Origin of the sequence: Deferribacter abyssi (genome assembly GCF_049472655.1) — a bacterium.
In the GTDB taxonomy this organism is placed as follows: domain Bacteria; phylum Chrysiogenota; class Deferribacteres; order Deferribacterales; family Deferribacteraceae; genus Deferribacter; species Deferribacter abyssi.
In genome coordinates this window covers 60,479-76,355 of the sequence record NZ_JAQNCS010000001.1, presented here as the reverse complement: position 1 = coordinate 76,355, position 15,877 = coordinate 60,479, and the positions used below count along the sequence as shown (strand labels likewise).

Here is a 15,877-nt window from a genome sequence, read left to right as displayed (position 1 = left end):
TTATGAACCTAAGAAAGATAGCGCCTCTTTACGAAATAAGCGACAAAGATAAACAAAATATCCGTTCAATAAAGGATTCAATGATTCAATACAAGAAAGAGTTTGTTGAGGACTTTTACGAATACCTCGGGAAAAAGTTTGATTTTACAGAGCAAATCCCCTTAGAGCGCTTTCTTACACATAAAGAAAAGCTTGAAATATGGTATGAAAAATTTTTTGAAGCAAGTTTTAATAATACATTTTATCAGTTTTTAATTAATGCTAGCAAAAAACATGTAGATTTAAAAATTGATGAAAATGCTATAAATACTATGTTTAGCTTTGTAAGAAGATGGTTTCACGAAAAGATTTTTTTGACAATAAATGATGATTTTAAAAGGAAAGAAGTTCTTATAAGTGTTCACAAGTTCGTTGATATAAATGCTGCTATTATGAGCAGTGCATACCATAGTGAACAATTAAGGAAATTTACATCAATTTTTTCACTTCGCGAACTTGTAGTATCCTTTAGTGAACGATTTATGTTTTTCATGAATTCTATACTTGTTTTCATTCTTGTCTTGTTAACGATGAAAGCAGCCTACACTTTTTTCGCTGAGCTTGTTGATACCTATCAACATGGAAGCAGTAAAATTCTTATTACCGCATTGGGGTCTCTTTTAATATTATGGGTTTTAATCGAGCTTCTTCACACAGAAATTCAGCTTTTAAAAGGTGGTAAATTTAGAATCAGTGTCTTCATTGGAGTGGCCTTAATCGCCTTTATTAGAGATCTTTTAATATTAACATTAAAACATGAAACAAGTGGTAGAGGAGTTTACTTTGTACTTGCATCAATACTTATTTTAGGATTAATATATTGGCTTATAGCTAGAATGGAAAAAATAGACAACCCTAGAAGGAGAAACTAATGATAAAACTGTTAACAAAGAAAATCTTTGGTTCCTACAACGATAGATATCTAAAAAAAATAAAGCCTATTGTTAATGAAATTAATGCTAAAGAAGATGAAATTAAAAATTTATCTAATGAACAATTAAGTCAAAAAACTACTGAATTTAAATCAAAATTAGACGATGGTAAAAGCTTAGACGATATTTTAGTCGATGTATTTGCAGTTGTTAGGGAAGTCAGCAAAAGAACCCTCAATATGCGCCATTTTGATGTCCAGCTTATGGGTGGATATGTTTTACATAAAGGCAAAATTGCAGAGATGAAAACAGGTGAAGGTAAAACTCTTGTTGCAACACTTGCTCTTTATTTAAATGCATTATCCGGGAAAGGTGCCCATCTTGTCACTGTAAACGATTACCTTGCAAGAAGAGATGCATTATGGATGGGACCAATTTATCTGTTTTTAGGACGTACTGTAGGAGTAATTCAGCATGAAACATCTTATTTAGTGGAATGGGATAACAAAGAAAAATTTTCCACAAAACTTGTTGAATGCGATAGAAAAACAGCATATCTAGCAGATATAACTTATGGTACCAATAACGAATTCGGCTTTGATTACTTAAGAGACAATATGAAATACGACCTCGATGAGTATGTTCAAAGAGACCTGCATTATGCTATTGTTGACGAAGTAGATAGTATATTAATCGATGAGGCAAGAACTCCATTAATTATAAGTGGTCCTACAGATGAAACTACCGATAAATATTATGAAATTGACCGAATTGTTAGAATGCTAAAAAAAGATGAAGACTATACTGTTGACGAGAAAAGTAGAACGGTAAAACTTACTGAAACTGGTATCAACAAAATAGAATCTGCTCTCAAAATTGAAAACCTTTTTGATATTAAAAACATGGATACACTACATTATGTAAACAATGCATTAAAAGCTCATGCTCTTTTCAAGAGAGATGTCGATTATGTGGTTCAAGATGGAAAAGTTATCATTGTGGATGAATTTACTGGAAGACTTATGCCAGGGAGAAGATTTTCGGAAGGATTACACCAAGCTCTTGAAGCTAAAGAAGGGGTTGAGATAGAAAGTGAAAACCAGACTCTTGCTTCTATCACTTTCCAAAACTACTTCAGGATGTATGAAAAACTTGCAGGCATGACAGGTACTGCCGCAACAGAAGCACAAGAATTTAGAGAAATTTATGGACTTGATGTAATTGTAATACCTACGCACAAACCTATGATTAGAAAAGATTATCCTGATGTCATTTACAAAACAATGAAAGAAAAATATGAGGCAATAGTAAAAGAAATCATAGAGATGCACAGTATCGGCCGCCCTGTCTTAGTTGGAACTACATCTATAGAAAAATCAGAATACCTAAGCAAACTGCTAAAGAAAAAAGGGATACCACATGAAGTATTAAATGCAAAATATCATGAGCGAGAGGCTCAAATTGTAGCTCGTGCTGGTGAAAAATATGCCGTTACTATTGCTACAAACATGGCAGGTAGAGGTACTGATATTAAATTAGGTTCTGGAGTAGCAGAACTAGGTGGTTTGCATATTCTTGGAACAGAAAGGCATGAATCCAGAAGAATTGATAACCAGTTAAGAGGTCGTTCTGGAAGGCAAGGAGACCCTGGATCTTCAAGATTTTTCTTGAGTTTGGAAGATGACCTTCTAAGAATTTTTGGTTCTGATAAAATTTCTGCAATAATGAATAAACTAGGTATGGAAGAAGGGGAGCCAATAGAGCACCCGCTTATTTCCAAAGCAATAGAAAATGCCCAAAAAAAAGTTGAAGCGATGCATTTTGAAATAAGAAAACACCTTTTAGAATATGATAACGTAATGAATCAACAACGACAGGTTATCTATTCTCTTAGAAGGACAATATTAGAAGGTAAAGATCTTGATGAAATAATTGCAGAACACATCGAAAATATAGTAGATGATCTTATAAAAAACTATATTGATATCCCTGATCATCCTGATATAAAAGGTTTGTCTTCTGCATTGGAAAAAATATTTGATATAAACTTCAACTTAGATGAAACAATAACTAAAAAATCAATTGATGAAGAAAAAAAAGATATTTTAACAAAAATTAATAAGAAAATTGATGAAAAGAAGCAAGAATTAGGTGAACACTTTTTTGGGTTTGTTAGATTCCTTTTAATTAATATTCTTGATAATCGCTGGAAAGAACACCTACTAAATATGGACTACTTAAGAGATTCGGTGGGGTTAAGAGGTTATGGCCAAAAAGACCCTCTGATTGAGTATAAAAAAGAATCTTATAACTTGTTTATGGATATGATGAATCGAATTTCTTACGAATTTATGGAGTTTTTAACACATATTAAGGTGGAAATGGAAGAAGATATTAGTTTTAAAAAAGAACAACAAGAGATTAGAGAAGAGCGAAGAGATATATTTGGGGATAGTACCGAAGAAAAAACAAAAAAGAAACCTATAAAAAGAGTGCAACCAAAAATTGGAAGAAATGATCCATGCCCTTGTGGCAGTGGTAAAAAATACAAGAAATGTTGTGGAGCAAATCAATAGTAACTGTACTTTCAAAATAAAACATTTTATAATTACTTCAGTTGCCACTGATAAAGTGGCAACTGATTATGTATTAAGTTGTAATATTACCTATTTTTGTAGTTCTCAAACAATAAGCATTCTCCTTTAATACTTGTTTAAAAATTTGAATATTAAAGATCATGAAAATTATTCATTTAATAATCAATTATCACTTTTTCAGTGAATACTAAGTGTATTTCTCATCTTTTTTTCTCAATAAGCTTTATTTCAAATGTATTTCCGTGATACGAATTTGTTGTTAATGTTATCGAACCGTTGTAAAGAGTTGCAATGTGTTTTACTATAGATAATCCAAGACCTGTACCTGTTATTTGCTTGTTCCTTGATTTAGAGCGAGTATAAAATCTTTCAAAAATACGCTCTCTATCTTCTTCTGGAATTATCGGACCTTCATCTTCTACTTTTATTATTATTTGTTTATCAAATTTTGATATAGATATATAAATATTTTTTCCATCAGAATATTTTAGTGCATTATCAATAAGATTTGTAAGAACACTGATTAAATGCTCTTCTTTAATAAATACCGATGTTTTTGAAATGCTAAAAATAAGTTTCTTATTTGCGTTTTCAAAAATTGTTTTGAGATTTTCTTCTACTCTTTGCAAAGATGTGGCATCTTCCACTTGAAAATTCGGCTCAAGATTTTCCAAAGAGTGTAACGAGATAATATCCTTAATTAATGCATCAATACGTTTTGTTGATTCATAAATCAATTCCAAAAACTTCTTCTTTTTCTCTTTAGAAATACTTTCATTGATAAGCAAAGTTTCAGCATACCCCATAATCAACGACAGAGGGGTTTTTAATTCGTGAGCTATATTACCAACAAGCTCTGTTTTAAAAGTTTTATACTGTATGTGCGGAGTTACATCTTTTATGAATATAAATAGAAAATCTCTTATCATTTTTTTTGTTATTTTGACATATCTGTTCTTGAATTTCCTTATTTTTCCATCACAATTGTCGTGAATTATATAATCAAAAAAACTTATTGAATCTAAATCCTTTAAAACCAAAAATAAGTTATTTTCCAAAAGAGAAGAATTAAAAAAAGCTTTGGAATAAGGATTCGAATAAATTATATTGTTATTACTATCTAAAATTAAAATTGCATCATCGATTTCATCAAATATATTCTGCAAAAAATCTTTATTGATTATTATTCTTTGCAAGGACTTATTGATAGCCATAAACCTATTCTATTTTATATCCTATCTTAGGGACTGTTTTTATAACTGAACTTTTTTCGCCTAACTTTTTTCTTAAAGATGAAATATGAGCATCAACCGTTCTTGTATATACATCAGAATCAAATCCCCAAATATTACTAAGAAGTTGATTCCTAGTATAAACTCTTCCTGGATGCTTTAAAAGCAATTTTAATAGTTCAAATTCTTTATGAGTTAATACAACCTCTTTTCCTTCTATAAAAGTTTTGTGATTTTCTTCATCCAAAACTATTCCTTGGTATTCAATTGTCATATTAGATCTTTCTTCTTTAGAGCTAACTTGCTGCTTTATTTTAGTAATTAGCACTCTTATACTAAAAGGTTTTGTAAGATAATCCTTGGCACCAAGCTCTAAGTGTCTGACAATCATATCCTCTTCGTCCCTAGCTGAAATTATAATTATCGGAATAGTTGCTGTTTTTGGTGCAGTTTTTAGAATATTTAAAAGCTGTGTACCTTTTAAACCAGGTAACATTATGTCAAGTACAATCAAATCAGGATCTATCTCTTCCAAAAGCATAAGTGCTTCATTTGCATCTGAAGCTTCTACAGTCCTAAAACCTTCAGATTGTAAATTAAAAGAAATCAGTTCTCTCAGGGAATTTTCGTCCTCTATTATTAATATTGTAGCCATTATTCATCTGAATCTTCAATTCGAGTATGCCTAATTACTTTTCCAGTGGCCATAAAATAAACAACTTCTGCAAGATTTGTAGCATGATCTGCAATTCTTTCAATACTTCTAGTTATAAACATCAAGGAAATAGCACCTTTTGTTTTCCTTATATCTTCAACTATGTATGTTAATAATTCTCTTAATATCTGAGTGTGTAAATTATCAATATAATCATCCCGTTTGATAACAGATAATGCTTTTTGGGTATCAATTTCAAAATACGCATTTATAGCCTCTTTAATCATTATCCCTGCTGATTCTGCCATTTTTGGTAAGTCAATATATGGTTTTATAGGAGGGATTTCATTTATCTTTATAATCTCTTTAGCGATATCTACACAGTGATCTCCTATCCTTTCAAGATCTACGATCAATCTAGAAGCTGCCACTATATATCTCAAATCTATAGCTTTGGGATCATATAGTGCTAAAACTTTAAGACATAATTCGTCTAGCTCTACATCAAGTTTGTCAACTTCGTTATCTCTTTCAATAACTTGTCTGGCCAAATCAGAGTTTCTTTCAACTAGCGCAGTTATATCATCATTCAACATTTCTATAACTGTTTGAGACATACGTGCTATAGATGTTTTTAAAGTTATTAATTCTTGTTCTAGCGCTTTCATAATAATTCCAATAATTTAAAAATGTTAAAATAATATTAAAAGATTGTAAAAGAATTGTAAAGTTAAAATTCTTCTCTATAACATTCTTCAAGTTTCATTTTTAATAAAACAAATTCAGATTGAGATATTTTCCCATCACTTTTTAGCTTTTTCTCAAGATTATTAATTTCATCAAGTAAATCCATTTTAAATGAGTTTTCACAAACTTCTTTATCTTTTAAAATAGCTTTTTCTTCTGCTTGTCCTATGGATATATTTGCACAGAAAACCGTGTAGAGGGAGAAAATTCCAAAAAGTATTAGAACATTAATTATAAATTTTGATTTTGACACTTTTTTTTCCATTAAACACCTCCTAAACTCATTTTAGTTAAAAATTACTAAAATTCAACAAGAATAAATATGGAGTACCCCATTTTTGCCTATAATATCAATTAGCTCTTTTAAAGAGCTACATATCTTGAGCTGTTCATTATGGTTAATACAAAATACCTAAAATGCATCCGTAAAGTTTGAATTTGATTTCTACCAAAAAAGTATTAATATATAGTTGTAAAAAAATGAGGAGGATGTCTATGAAAGCAGTCATTTGTGATGGTTTTGGTGGAATTGATGTCTTAAAAATTGTAGACGTAAATATTCCAAAACCAAAAGAAAATCAGGTTTTGATTAAAGTTGCAGCTACTTCTATTAACAGACCTGACCTAGTTCAAAGGGAAGGAAAATACCCACCTCCCCCAGGAGAATCTGAAATTTTAGGTTTAGAAGTTGCTGGTATTATTGAGGAGTTGGGAAGTAATGTAAAAGGTTGGAAAAAAGGGGATAAGGTAGTGGCTCTCGTTGGTGGTGGCGGATATGCTGAATATGCAGTTGCTTATGCAGATCATCTCATCCCTATTCCAGATTCAATGACTTTTGAAGAAGCAGCTTGTATATGTGAATCTTATATCACTGCTTTTTTAAATGTCTTTCTTTTAGGAGAATTAAAAGATGGTAACTATGCAATCTTCCATGGTGGTGGAGGGGGAGTAAATACAGCCGCTATTCAAATCACAAAAGCTCTTACACCAAATGTTAAAATTATAGTCACAGTAGCGCCTGAAAAGATGGCAAAAGTAAAAGAGTTAGGAGTCGACTTACTGATAAACTACAAAGAAACCCCTGACTTTTCCTCTATTATAAAAGAATATACTAACAAAAAAGGGGTAGATGTTATCTTGGACCACATAGGAGCAGCTTATCTTGAACCTAACATAAAATCGTTAGCATATGGCGGGAGACTTGTAATTATTGGGGTTACAAGCGGAATTAAAGCTGAAATAAATCTCGGTTTGGTTATGGTAAAACGACATAAAATAATCGGGTCTGTTTTACGTTCTAGACCTGTGAATGAAAAATCAGAAATTATTAAAGCATTTAGAGAAAGAGTTATGCCAAAATTTTCCGACAGAACTATTGTTCCAATAATCTATAAAGTTTTTGATTTAGAAGATGTCAAAGAAGCACATCAAACAATGGAAAATGACAAGCATTTTGGCAAAATCGTTCTCAAAATTGCAGATTTATAACGATAAATAGGGGGTTTCCCCCTTTTCTAAGGTTTTAGTAAATATTCTTTTAATCGCTCTATGCCAGTTTTCATATGATCAATTTTTCTGGTAAAAGCAAATCGAATATAATGATTAGTTTTATTTTTTCCAAAATCTATTCCTGGTGTTATTGCTACCCTAATATCTTTTAAAATTTTACGACATAAACTGAATGAATCATCCGAAAACCTTGATGAATTAACCCAAATATAAAACCCTCCTTGAGGAATTGTCTTTATTTCAAAAATTTCTTTAAGCTCATTATACAAAAAGTCTCTCCTTTTTTCATAAACCGTCTTAACATAATTGAGATATTCGTAATCGAAAGCAGCAATTCCTGCATATTGACTAATTGTGGGAGCTGAGATAAACATATTTTGTTGAAGTATCTCCCCCCTTCTTACAAGATGTTGAGGAAGTATTATCCATCCTACTCGAATTCCCGGCATGCAAAAATACTTTGAAAAACCGTTTATAACCACAACATTATCTGAAAATTGTAAAGCTGAATATTCTTGAAAGTTTTCATAGACAAGCCCATGATATATTTCATCTGATATAAGATAAATACCGTTCTCCTCACAGTAAGTTATCAGATTTTTGAGACTTTTCTTATCATAAATTGTACCAGTGGGATTTGCGGGAGACGATATAAGCAAACATTTTATTTTTTTCTTCTTTAACATTTCAGGCACAATTTGATAATTTGTTGACTCATCAACAGGTATACTCAAATTAGGTATTTTGAAAATTTTTGCTATATTTTTATAACAAGGATACGTAGGATCGCTGAAGGCGATCGATTCTTTTTCTTCAACAAGCAAATTAAATGCTAAATTAAAAGCTCCTGATGTCCCTACTGTTACTATAATTCTTTCAGGATCTATATTTACTCTATATTTTTTCTTATAAAATTCAGCAATTTTCTCTCTAAGAGTTAACAATCCTTTAGATTCAGTATACCCAAACGATTCAACAGCTTTCTCCTTTATTGCATCGATTACTTTGGGAGAAGGCCTGAGATCAGGTTCACCAACTTCAAAATGTATTGTATCATTATACTTTCTTGATTCTCTAATAATGTCCATCACTATAAAAGGGTCTATTTCAAATCTTTTCATTGATAGTCTCCTTAAATATATTTTTTAATTATATTTTATAAATTTTTGTCTGTAAAGAAACTTTTATATTCTTGACGTTACCCATTTTTTGACGCTTTGTTTTAATAAGCTTTTGTTTAAAAACCTACAATATGATGATTTGTAAGCTTAGCAATCTCTTTAAATACTTTAAAAACTGTTGAAAAAATAATCTGAAAATGTAATATTTTGTGCGGGGGTGTATAATGAATATATTTATTGTCAACGGTAGTCCAAGAATAAATGGAAATTCTGCATTTATCGCTAAATCACTTTTTAAAAATTATACTGATGCAACTCTATTAAACCTTAGTGATCTCAATTATAAAGGATGTCAATCTTGCTATATCTGCAGAGAAAAAAATACTTATTGTGTGATTAATGATGATTTAAAAAATGTATTAGAACCACTTTCTAAATCTGATTTAATCATTCTTATCTCTCCAAACTATTACGGCTTTATTACTGGACAAATGAAGCTTTTTCTTGATAGATGGTATTGCCTTAAAAAGGCAAATAGAACCAGCAAAATGAAAAACGGTGCAAAACTATTTTTTATAATCACACAAGGAGCTCAAAATAGAGATCATGCATCATTCATAACAAGTTGGGCAAAAAAGGTTTTTGAAAGCTTTAACCTAAAATTTTACTCTTATATAGTTCCTGGATGTAAAACTAATTCATTGGACATGGTTAAAATAAAAATAGACGACTTAAAAATGCATCTTAAAATGTTTGTTTAGGTGATATATGATTGAACCAATTATTTGGGATGAAAACTGTTTAAAACTTTTGGATCAAAGGCTACTCCCCCATAAAAAAGAATACATGATATGTAGATCAATTTATGATGTAGCTTATGCTATCAGAGAAATGGTTGTTAGAGGTGCACCTGCAATAGGGGTATCAGCTGCTTTTGGAGTTGTACTTGGACTAAAAGAAGGAAAAAATATAAATGAAATTTATGAGATTTTAAAAAACACTAGGCCAACAGCTGTCAATCTAATTTGGGCGCTTGATAAAATGAAAGGTGCTTATGAGTATTGTGACGGCAATATAAATTATATGGAAAAAGTTGCTATAAAACTTTTTGAAAGAGATTTAGAGTACAATAGAATGATAGGTAAAAATGGTTTAACTATTCTCAATGACGGAGACTGTATCCTTACTCATTGTAATGCTGGAGCTCTTGCTACCGCTGGTTACGGAACAGCTCTTGGTGTTTTTAGAGCTGCAAAAGAAAAGGGATTGAACATTCATGTATATGTGGATGAAACAAGACCATACTTACAGGGGGCAAGATTAACAACTTTCGAGTTGATGGAAGAAGATATCCCTTGTACTTTAATATGCGATAATATGCCAGGATTTCTGATGTATCAAGGTAAAATAGATAAAATTATTGTAGGTGCTGATCGAATTGCAAAAAACGGAGACACTGCAAATAAAATAGGTACTTATCAACTAGCTATTCTTGCTTATTACCATGATATTCCATTTTACATTGCTGCTCCTCTTTCCACCTTCGATTTTACCCTTGAAAACGGAAACCAGATAAAAATAGAAATGAGAAACGGCAATGAAGTCAGAAAAATTAAAGATACATTAATATCGCCTAATAACGTTCCTGTTTTTAACCCTGCCTTTGATATCACCCCTGGCCATTTAATAACAGGATTTATTACAGAATTTGGTGTTTTTAATAGTGTTAAAGATTTACTAAACAATATAAATGAAGGAGGCAAAAATGGGGATTAGTTACAAAGAACTTGGTTTAGTAAACACTCGCGAAATGTTCAAAAAGGCAATGGAGGGTAAATACGCAATTCCAGCTTACAATTTTAACAATCTCGAACAATTACAGGCGATTATTCAGGCGTGTGTTGAAACAAAATCTCCTGTAATTTTACAGGTATCAAAAGGTGCAAGACAGTATGCCAATGCTACCATGCTAAGATATATGGCTATGGGTGCTGTTGAGTATGCTAAAGAACTTGGTTATGAAATACCTATAGCATTACATCTAGACCATGGTGACACTTTCGAACTTTGTAAAGCTTGTGTAGATAATGGTTTTTCCTCAGTTATGATTGATGGATCACATTTACCTTTCGAAGAAAACATTGAAATTACTAGGAAGGTTGTAGAATATGCACATCAATTTGATGTAACCGTAGAAGGTGAACTTGGAGTACTTGCAGGTATTGAGGAAGATGTAAAAGCTGAGAAATCACATTATACAAACCCCGATGAAGTGGAAGAATTTGTTGAAAGAACTGGGGTAGATTCCCTTGCTATTTCCATAGGAACTTCTCATGGTGCATATAAATTTAAAGTAAAACCAGGTGAATCAATCCCACCTCTTAGATTTGATATTCTTGAAGAAATTGAAAAAAGATTGCCAGGGTTTCCGATAGTATTACATGGAGCATCATCCGTAATTCCTGAATACGTTGAACTGATAAACAAATATGGGGGAAATTTAGAAGGTGCTGTTGGTATACCTGAAGAACAGTTAAGAAGAGCTGCAACAAGTGCTGTGTGCAAAATAAATATTGATAGCGACGGAAGACTTGCCTTCACCGCTAAGGTAAGAGAATTTTTATGGAACCATCCTAAAGAATTTGATCCAAGAAAATATTTAAAACCAGCTAGAGAAGAGCTTATAAGGATGTACAAACACAAAAACTTAAACGTTCTAGGTAGCGCCAATAAAGCATAACAAAATTTGACAGTGCCCCCTATTTTAGGGGGCGTATGGTTTATCCTTTAATTTCAGACTCTAATGAATCAACTTTTGAAATCAATACTTTAACCTTTGAATTTATTTTTAGTAGATAACCAAAAATTAAAATCCAGATTACCATATATGCTGAAAAAAGGTACCATAAATTTTTCATATACTCCTCCTGCTAATATCTAATTTTAGTTTCCAAATATTTTATTTTATCTTCAAGAAGCCCTACTTTAACTCTTTTGAAAAGCATAGATAAATAAAGAAGAGTAAAAGCTATTACGGAAATAATTAATGCTTTTAACATATCAGGATGCAGCCCACCACCACCTTTTTGTAAGACATTAGGATGAATTGTTCTCCACCATCTTATAGACATAAAAACAATAGGAACATCAATAAACCCTATTATACCAACTACCGCTGAAAACTTTGCCTTTTTATCATCTTCATCCACAAACTTTCTAAGCATTAAGTAACCCACATAAATAAACCACAGTACAAGGGTGGTTGTCAGCCTAGGATCCCAAGTCCACCAAACCCCCCAAACTGGCTTCGCCCAAATAGGACCCGTAATTAAAACGATAGTACAAAAAATTATACCAATTTCAGCAGATGACGAGGCAATTTCATCATAAATCTTTTTCTCGTTAATTAGCACAACTATTGAAAATAAAAAAGTAATAAAAAAAGCAAAGAAAGCTATCCATGCACTTGCTACATGGAAGTAAAAAATTTTTTGGATAGCTCCCATCACTTTTTCCAACGGAGCATAAATAAATGTAAAATATAAAGCAACTGAAATGAAAACTAGTGTTAAAAAGTCAATTACTTTTTCAATTATTTTTTCATTGGAATTCATTTATTCCTCCACCACAAAGTCAAATATTATGTAAATTACACATGTAAAAACAATATCAAAAACACCAATAAGCTTCAACCACTTAAACGCATTCTCAAAAGTTCCACTAAAATAAAAAATGTTTAGAGATTGAATAGAAGCTAGAATGATTGGAACCAATAATGGTAATAACAAGAGAGGTAACATCAACTCCCTAGTTTTCGACTTAACTGATATAAGGGAAAAAAGAGTTCCCAAAACAGAAAAGCCATAGCTTCCCAAAATGAAGACAAGAAGCGTACCGATGATTTGCTTTTCAAAAAGATTTATATTGTAAAAAACCATAAAAATCGGTACAGTCATTAACTCCATAAGTATTAAAAATAAAAAATTTGAAAAAACTTTACCAAAAAAAATAGCACTCCTATCTACAGGCGCCAATAAAAGGGCATTTAAGTTACCCCCATTTATTTCATTTATCATTGATTTATTTAGCCCTAAAACTCCAGAAAACGTAATTGCCATCCAGAGAATACCAGCAGCAATTTCATCTTTATATTCTGCACCAGGCTCAAAAATGAAACTGAAAACAATAACCACAAGGAGGGAGAAAATTAACATAGAATTGATAACTTCTTTTGATTTAAGTTCCAAAATTAAGTCTTTCTCAACTATCTTAAATATTGTTTTAACGTAACGTTTCATTTTCCACTCACAACAGATAAATAAATATCTTCAAATTCTTGCTCTTCAATTGCAGATTTATTTTCATTATAAACGATCTTTCCTTTTTTCATAATCAAGATTTTTGTAGCAAGTTCGTAACCTTTTGAAAGATTGTGTGTTATCATAAGAATCGTTTTATTTTTTCCAAACTGTTCTTTTAAAATGTTTGTTAAAATATAAGATGCATGTTGATCAAGACCTGTGTAAGGTTCATCTAATAGAATTATCTCAGGATCGTGAAGCAAAGCTCTCGCAATGGACAACCTTTGTAACATCCCTCTTGAATAATTTCTCACATAATCATCTTTTCTTTGATAAAGTTCTACACTTTTAAGTAAAGATATAATTCTATCATTTAAATTATGAACACTGTAGAGGCCTCCGTAAAATTTAAGATTTTCATATGCAGTTAAATTTTCATATAGAAATGGCTGGTGTGATATCACCCCAAAATAGTTTCTAAAATCATCAGAAAGGTCTTTGAGTGCTACTCCATTGTAAAATATGTTGCCTGCACTTGGTTTTATTTGTGTAGAAATAATTTTCAAAAGGGTTGTTTTACCAGCTCCATTCGGTCCAAAAATTGAAACAAAATCACCTTTTTCAATATTGAATGAAACCCCTTTCAACGCATAATTATTACCAAATTTTTTCTCTAGATTTGTAACCTCAATCAATACCAAATCAGTAGCTCCTTCTAAAAAATTAGAGTTGCTATTTTCTGTAGCGTAATTGCTGATTTATATCTTATTATAAAATTACGATTAATGTCGAGTGTTTTTATAATTTATCTTTAAATTTTATTTAAAGTAGCCAACGCTTTTATAGCGTTGGCTACTTTAAAACCATTCATACTTTTTCTGTTCTATGTGAAAGTGAATATATACCACCAAAGACCATAACAAAGCATCCTATCCATATCCATACTACAAGTGGATGATAAATCGCCTGAATTCCCACAATCCCTTCATTTTTATCATAGCTTGCTAAAATAAGGTATAAATCGCCCAAAAATGTGGTATATATTGCAACTTCAGCATAAGAGTGTTCTTTTTTATTTTTATAAAATCTACGCTCTGGTTTCATTGTTATAAGATACTTATCATTTTTATACACCTTTACGGGTACAAAAGCAGATACGTAATTTCTTACTTGCTCAAATCTTAAATCTTTTACATGTAATCTGTATTCGTTGAATATAATATCAGAGTTTTCTTTAACAACTTCATCTGTTGTAACTTTGTAAAAGGCTGAACCAATAATACCAAAGGCTATCATACATAGCCCTAAATGAATAATCATAGAACCATAGAATCTTCTGTTCTTAATGAGAGCAGAAAATCCAGCATTTTTAATATTTTTAACTACTTGTATGACAATTGCAAAAAATGCGAATGTTGTAACAGTAAAAAGAATTAAAGGAATAATTTTGTTGTAACCTAATATATATAAAACAACTCCCACTACTATGGATATAATACCAGATAACCACACCTTTTTTATTAAGTCAGAAATAGATACTTTTTTATAAGGTATTAAAGGACAAATTCCAGCTAAAAACAGAAGCGCAATAAAAAAGGGTATAGATACTCGATTATAATATGAGATATTTACACTACTTTTACTACTTGCAAAGATCTCAGAAATAATAGGAAGAGTTGTGCCAAAAAGTACCACTAGCATTAGTGCAACAAAAATCCAGTTTGTTATAAAAAATAAACCTTCCTTGGAAAGGATATAAAAGTTCCCTTCCTCTTTTAAGGATTTTTTTGTTATAAAAAGTAGTACTAAAAATGCTACAGATGTAAGAATGATAAACCAAATAAAAAATATTCCCAATGGTGATTTACCAAAGCTATGTACCGAATCGATTACACCACTTCTTGTTAAAAATGTACTAAAAATACAAAGCTCAAATGTTATTAAAGCAAGCATATAAGTCCAAAGTTTTAATTTATTAACTCTTTCATACATTATGGCACTATGCAAAAGAGCTGTACCAATAAGCCATGGGAAAAAAGAAGCATTTTCTACAGGATCCCAAGCCCAGTATCCACCCCAACCTAACTCCACATAGGCCCACTGAGCACCCAAAACAATCCCGATAGTGAGAAAAATCCAGGCAATCATATTCCATATTCTTGAATATTTTAGCCATTTACTTGAATAATCCTTTGTTATTAATGATGCTACAGCATATGCAAAAGGTAAAGTATAAACTACATAACCTATATAAAGTGTTGGTGGGTGATAAAGCATACCTGGGTTTTGTAGTAAAGGGTTCATTCCTAATCCATCAGCTGGTATAAAATCCAGTTCTTTAAACGGATTTGAAACAAAGGATGTTAGCAAAAAGAAAAAAGTCGAAGTTATCGTTATTACAAGCATAATACTACTTCTATATTTATTACTATATTTTTTACTTCTGGAAAGTTCAATTAAACCAGCAATTGTAATTAGCCATCCCCAGAAAAGAAGTGAACCTGCCTGCCCCGCCCAAAAGGCACTGATCTTATAGATAAAAGGAAGAGCTCTATCAGTATACTGAGCTACATATTCCATTTTAAAATAACTTATTGCAAGAGCATACACAAGAATAATCGATGCTAAAGTAGCCAATATCGTTTGTGATATGAATGCAATATTACCAATTTTACTGCTAGTTTCATCATCCTTCATAATCGCGTTAAGATAGAAGAAAATGGCTATACCACCGCTTAAAAGAGCGATAATTTCAACTAATAAACCAATATTACCCATTATTTAATCCTCCATAAACAAAAATT

16 protein-coding genes are annotated in these 15,877 nt (G+C 31.3%); 6 read left to right on the top strand and 10 right to left on the bottom strand.

What is annotated here, in order from left to right; translation table 11 throughout:
- Nucleotides 1-2 precede the first annotated feature (2 nt).
- Both OWK30_RS00315 and secA read left to right on the top strand, forming a co-directional pair.
- The gene (locus OWK30_RS00315) at nucleotides 3-911 is read left to right on the top strand and encodes a phosphate-starvation-inducible PsiE family protein (RefSeq protein ID WP_423322437.1); all 909 of its coding nucleotides are present in this window, start codon (nucleotides 3-5) and stop codon (nucleotides 909-911) included.
- The gene (gene secA, locus OWK30_RS00310) at nucleotides 911-3,487 is read left to right on the top strand and encodes a preprotein translocase subunit SecA (protein WP_423322435.1); all 2,577 of its coding nucleotides are present in this window, start codon (nucleotides 911-913) and stop codon (nucleotides 3,485-3,487) included. Before OWK30_RS00315 ends, secA begins: the two co-directional genes overlap by 1 nt.
- Nucleotides 3,488-3,708: 221 nt before the next feature.
- On the opposite strand, the gene OWK30_RS00305 is transcribed toward secA, so the two are convergent.
- The 4 genes from OWK30_RS00305 to OWK30_RS00290 form a co-directional block, all read right to left on the bottom strand.
- On the bottom strand, nucleotides 3,709-4,722 hold the full coding sequence (locus OWK30_RS00305; RefSeq protein WP_423322433.1) for a sensor histidine kinase: 1,014 nt from the start codon (nucleotides 4,720-4,722) through the stop codon (nucleotides 3,709-3,711).
- A 4-nt stretch (nucleotides 4,723-4,726) separates the two neighbouring features.
- Nucleotides 4,727-5,395: a response regulator gene (locus OWK30_RS00300; protein ID WP_423322431.1), complete on the bottom strand. Its 669-nt coding sequence runs from the start codon at nucleotides 5,393-5,395 to the stop codon at nucleotides 4,727-4,729.
- Complete coding sequence (phoU, locus tag OWK30_RS00295) at nucleotides 5,395-6,063, bottom strand: phosphate signaling complex protein PhoU (RefSeq protein ID WP_423322429.1); 669 nt, start codon at nucleotides 6,061-6,063, stop codon at nucleotides 5,395-5,397. Before phoU ends, OWK30_RS00300 begins: the two co-directional genes overlap by 1 nt.
- 62 nt (nucleotides 6,064-6,125) lie before the next feature.
- Nucleotides 6,126-6,407, bottom strand: coding sequence for a hypothetical protein (locus OWK30_RS00290; RefSeq protein WP_423322427.1), 282 nt, complete (start codon nucleotides 6,405-6,407; stop codon nucleotides 6,126-6,128).
- 230 nt (nucleotides 6,408-6,637) lie between these two features.
- On the opposite strand from OWK30_RS00290, the gene OWK30_RS00285 reads away from it, so the two are divergent.
- Nucleotides 6,638-7,630, top strand: a complete 993-nt coding sequence (locus OWK30_RS00285; RefSeq protein ID WP_423322425.1) for an NAD(P)H-quinone oxidoreductase — start codon at nucleotides 6,638-6,640, stop codon at nucleotides 7,628-7,630.
- A 26-nt stretch (nucleotides 7,631-7,656) separates the two neighbouring features.
- Here the strand turns inward: OWK30_RS00285 and OWK30_RS00280 are convergent, their stop codons facing one another.
- Nucleotides 7,657-8,772, bottom strand: a complete 1,116-nt coding sequence (locus OWK30_RS00280; protein ID WP_423322423.1) for a pyridoxal phosphate-dependent aminotransferase — start codon at nucleotides 8,770-8,772, stop codon at nucleotides 7,657-7,659.
- A 224-nt stretch (nucleotides 8,773-8,996) separates the two neighbouring features.
- On the opposite strand from OWK30_RS00280, the gene OWK30_RS00275 reads away from it, so the two are divergent.
- The 3 genes from OWK30_RS00275 to OWK30_RS00265 are packed head-to-tail and all read left to right on the top strand — an operon-like array spanning nucleotide 8,997 to nucleotide 11,512.
- The gene (locus OWK30_RS00275; RefSeq protein WP_423322421.1) at nucleotides 8,997-9,533 is read left to right on the top strand and encodes a flavodoxin family protein; all 537 of its coding nucleotides are present in this window, start codon (nucleotides 8,997-8,999) and stop codon (nucleotides 9,531-9,533) included.
- A gap of 7 nt (nucleotides 9,534-9,540) precedes the next feature.
- Nucleotides 9,541-10,548, top strand: coding sequence for an S-methyl-5-thioribose-1-phosphate isomerase (gene mtnA, locus OWK30_RS00270; RefSeq protein WP_423322419.1), 1,008 nt, complete (start codon nucleotides 9,541-9,543; stop codon nucleotides 10,546-10,548).
- A complete protein-coding gene (locus OWK30_RS00265; RefSeq protein ID WP_423322417.1) occupies nucleotides 10,538-11,512 on the top strand; it encodes a class II fructose-bisphosphate aldolase in 975 nt (324 codons plus the stop codon). Before mtnA ends, OWK30_RS00265 begins: the two co-directional genes overlap by 11 nt.
- A 40-nt stretch (nucleotides 11,513-11,552) precedes the next feature.
- Here OWK30_RS00265 and OWK30_RS00260 read toward each other — a convergent pair whose 3' ends face one another.
- From OWK30_RS00260 to OWK30_RS00240, 5 genes are all read right to left on the bottom strand, one after another.
- Nucleotides 11,553-11,690 (bottom strand): CcmD family protein, encoded by a 138-nt coding sequence (locus OWK30_RS00260; RefSeq protein WP_423322415.1) that lies wholly within the window; start codon nucleotides 11,688-11,690, stop codon nucleotides 11,553-11,555.
- A 12-nt stretch (nucleotides 11,691-11,702) separates the two neighbouring features.
- Nucleotides 11,703-12,386 carry a cytochrome c biogenesis protein CcsA gene (gene ccsA, locus OWK30_RS00255; protein WP_423322413.1) on the bottom strand — a complete coding sequence of 228 codons (684 nt, stop codon included), beginning with the start codon at nucleotides 12,384-12,386 and terminating at the stop codon, nucleotides 11,703-11,705.
- Nucleotides 12,387-13,070, bottom strand: a complete 684-nt coding sequence (locus tag OWK30_RS00250; protein WP_423322411.1) for a heme exporter protein CcmB — start codon at nucleotides 13,068-13,070, stop codon at nucleotides 12,387-12,389.
- Nucleotides 13,067-13,774, bottom strand: a complete 708-nt coding sequence (locus tag OWK30_RS00245; RefSeq protein WP_423322409.1) for an ABC transporter ATP-binding protein — start codon at nucleotides 13,772-13,774, stop codon at nucleotides 13,067-13,069. The genes OWK30_RS00250 and OWK30_RS00245 overlap by 4 nt, the downstream gene beginning before the upstream one ends.
- 166 nt (nucleotides 13,775-13,940) lie before the next feature.
- Nucleotides 13,941-15,851 (bottom strand): heme lyase CcmF/NrfE family subunit, encoded by a 1,911-nt coding sequence (locus OWK30_RS00240; RefSeq protein ID WP_423322407.1) that lies wholly within the window; start codon nucleotides 15,849-15,851, stop codon nucleotides 13,941-13,943.
- Nucleotides 15,852-15,877 lie beyond the last annotated feature (26 nt).